Consider the following 3,439-nt stretch of genomic DNA (forward strand, 5'->3'; position numbering starts at 1 on the left):
CGGTTAACGGTTACTGCCGGAACTTCTTTGGGAATATCGGCATAGATAGCTGATATTCTGGCATGGTTCATGCCGCAGACCTGTTCTGGAGTGGAGCAACCCCAAATTATATCATCAATCATGCCGGCCTCAAAACTGCCTCCGGCTCTTTTAATAGCTTCCTGCATACACAGTTTGCTTAGTAACTCGGGTCTGGTATCCTTCAGGGTTCCTCTTGGAGCTTTACCACCCGCTGTGCGGACGCCTGATACTATAACAGCTTCTCTCAATCTTATTACCTCCTTGATATATATTACAACTGTCCGGTTTTATTAGTTACGGAGCGGTTTGCCTTTTGTAACCATGCTAAGAATTCTGTCCAGAGTCTTCTGATTGCCGATAAGCTTCAAGAAGGCTTCTCTTTCCAGTTCCAGCAGGTAATCTTCGGTGATTTCCATACCGGTGCTTACGCCGCCACCAGCATAGATATTAATAATGCTGCACAGGATTTCCCAGTCGTATTCGCTGATAACACCGGCCCACATCATGCCTTTGGTACCAACCACGAGCAGATCTACCGCAGTCTGTCCGAAAGCCTTGAACGGTCTGGAAACTGGTGCGCTGTATCCGGCATTAACCATATCCAAAACCCGCTTCTTGGCATCAGTCAAGAGGAAATCCTCGTTCAGGCTAATCCCATCGGTCGGACGCAGGTAGCTGAGCTTCATAACTTCTTTGGCACTGGTGCCAACTTTGGCTTGGGCAATGGCTTCAAATTCAGGCTGTACAAAGTTCACCGGGAAAGGATTGTCACCTTTGGAAATCCGGTCTACTACCCTTAATACAGATTCCTTGACTCCGCCGAAAGCCGGTATCAAGCCAAAACCGATTTCAACGTGTCCGGCATAGGTTTCACCAGAAACCTGCGCAGCTGAACATTGGGTAATAAGATCGCAGCCAGCGGCCAGGCATTTGCCTTTCGCAGCTACCACAACCGGCTTCAGATTGTATTTGTTGGCCTTAAGGACACTCTGGCCTTTTTTCAAAATGGCATCGATGTCATCAAATTTCTTTTCATTGGCCAAGTTCATCATAGTAAAGAAGTCCGTGGCATTACCCATGAAATCTTTACCGGCTCCGGAAATAACCATGCCTTCCCAAGCGGGCTTTTCGAGTTCGGCTTGGGCAGCGGCTATAGTATCCCATAGGTCAACGGTTACACAATTAGCCATGCTATGGGTATCCAGGCCGAGTACACCGTCACCCAGATCATACAGAGTGCCGGAAGCGGTTGAGGATACTATCTTGTTCTGAGCTTTCAGTCTGGGCAGAATAATAGCCGAGGGGCTCACAGCAATTTCTACATATTTTTTGTCAGGAATGGAGTAGTAGTAATCTACACCCGCTTCGGTCTTATAGAAGGAGGTAATCCCGGCTGCCAGCATTTCATCGATCCAAGCCGGAACGCTCATGCCTTCAGCTTTCATGCGGGCAATGTACTTGGGCAGATCCAGGGCTGAGAACAGCTGGAACGGGCCCATTTGATGGTTGTAACCCCAGTTAAGCGCACGGTCCATGTTTAAAACATCGTCTGATACTTCGGGTATTTTTGAAGCAGCATACAGGAACAGACCGGCTACATGTTTCCATATAAACTGGCCGCCTTTGTCATCGGATTCGAAGAAGGCGGTTACTTTTTCAGGTACGCTCTTGGCAGCTTTGGCAGCAGCCAGGCTGGGCAGATCAGGTTTTACGATGGGGCCATATTCGAAGGTGTTAACATCCAAAACCTGTTTTTCTTTGCCGACTCTCTTGTAGAAGCCACCCTTGGTTTTAGCACCCAGCATGTTGTTGTCCAGCATCTTCTGCAGGAAGGGAGCAGGGGTATACATGGCTTTTTCTTCCGGGCTATCTACGTTGTGCTGCACTTCCAGGGTTGACAATACAGCTATATCAACGCCGACCATGTCAAATAAACCAAAGGTTCCGGTTCCGGGACGGCCAATAGCTGAGCCGGTCAGTGCGTCTACTTCAGGAACGGTTAAGCCCAGTTCCATCATTAGCTGGGTAACGGAAGGTCCGGCCCAGTTTCCAAGGCGGTTGGCGACAAATGCCGGGGTATCCTTGGCATAAACGATGCCTTTGCCAAGCACTCTTTCGCCAAAATCAGCGAAAAACTCTACCACTTCAGGCAGGGTGTCTTTGCCGGGAATTAATTCCAAAAGTTTCATGTATCTTACGGGATTGAAGAAATGGGTTCCCATCCAGTACTGTCTGAATTCCAAGGGCATATCCTCAACGATTTTGTTGATGGAGATACTGGAGGTGTTACTGGTAACAAAAGTTCCGGGCTTGATGTTAGCAGCTATATTCTTCAAAACAGCTTTTTTGATTTCGATAACTTCGGGGACAACTTCCACAACCCAGTCACATTCAGCCAGTACACCTATGTGATCTTCGGTGTTTCCGCAGGTGACCAAATCGGCATCAGCTTTCTGCATAAACTGTGCCGGTCTGGATTTTAATAAAAGAGCTTTGTTGCTTTCAGCGATTCTATTTCTGAAAGCAGGGCTGTCTGTCGTTAAGCCCGCAGCTTTTTCTTTATCGGTAAGCTCTTTGGGAACGATATCAAGCAGGTAGCTGCGTATACCGGCACCGGCTAATAGTGCGGCAATCCCGCCGCCCATGGTTCCTGAACCAATTATTGCGACTTTCCGAATTCTCTTTTTCAATTTTTTTACCTCCATTCTTTTTATCCATTGCGTGTAATAAATTAGGTTCTTGCATGGCAAAAACACTATCCTATACCTTATCTGCCTTTTTCAGCCATTTTCCCTTTTACAGCCTGAAGGCATGGTATACACCATGCCTTCAGGTAAATAAAGGAGATTAATTTATAAACTTATGAAGATATATTTAGTCGCAGAGTTGGAAGATTCCGGCTGCGCCTTGGCCGCCGCCGATACACATGGAGACCATGCCGTATTTTACTTTACGTCTTTCCATTTCGTGCATCAGGGTTACGGTCAGCTTGGCTCCGGTACATCCCAGCGGATGACCGATTGCTATTGCTCCGCCGTTTACGTTTACGATATCAGGATTGATACCTAATTCTCTAATGCAATAGATGGACTGGGAAGCAAATGCTTCGTTCAGCTCGATTAAGCCGATGTCTTCTAATTTAAGACCTGTACGTTTTAATACCTTGGGTATCGCATATACTGGGCCTACACCCATTTCATCTGGATTACATCCGGCTACAGCATAGCCAACATATTTCAGACGGGGTTTGCAGCCTAATTCTTTAGCTTTTTCCGGGGTCATCATGATCAATGCCGCTGAACCATCGGTGGTCTGGGATGAGTTTGCCGCAGTTACGTTGCCGGTCGGTGAGAATGCCGGTCTTAACTTGGAAACCGATTCCATGGATACATCGGCTCTGGCTCCTTCATCATAATCA

3 protein-coding genes are annotated in these 3,439 nt (G+C 47.3%); all 3 read right to left on the reverse strand.

Annotation, left to right across the window (positions count from 1 at the left end):
• Positions 1-269: thiolase family protein (locus tag AAV90_RS11725; protein ID WP_046499346.1), on the reverse strand; the 269-nt coding region annotated here is incomplete at its 3' end.
• 42 nt (positions 270-311) lie between these two features.
• Entirely contained in the window at positions 312-2,711 is a 2,400-nt protein-coding gene (locus AAV90_RS11730; protein ID WP_046499348.1) for a 3-hydroxyacyl-CoA dehydrogenase NAD-binding domain-containing protein, read from the reverse strand.
• Positions 2,712-2,895: 184 nt separating this feature from the next.
• Positions 2,896-3,439: thiolase family protein (locus AAV90_RS11735; RefSeq protein WP_046497810.1), on the reverse strand; the 544-nt coding region annotated here is incomplete at its 5' end.

The sequence above is a fragment of the Syntrophomonas zehnderi OL-4 genome, assembly GCF_000983115.1.
GTDB lineage: Bacteria > Bacillota > Syntrophomonadia > Syntrophomonadales > Syntrophomonadaceae > Syntrophomonas_B > Syntrophomonas_B zehnderi.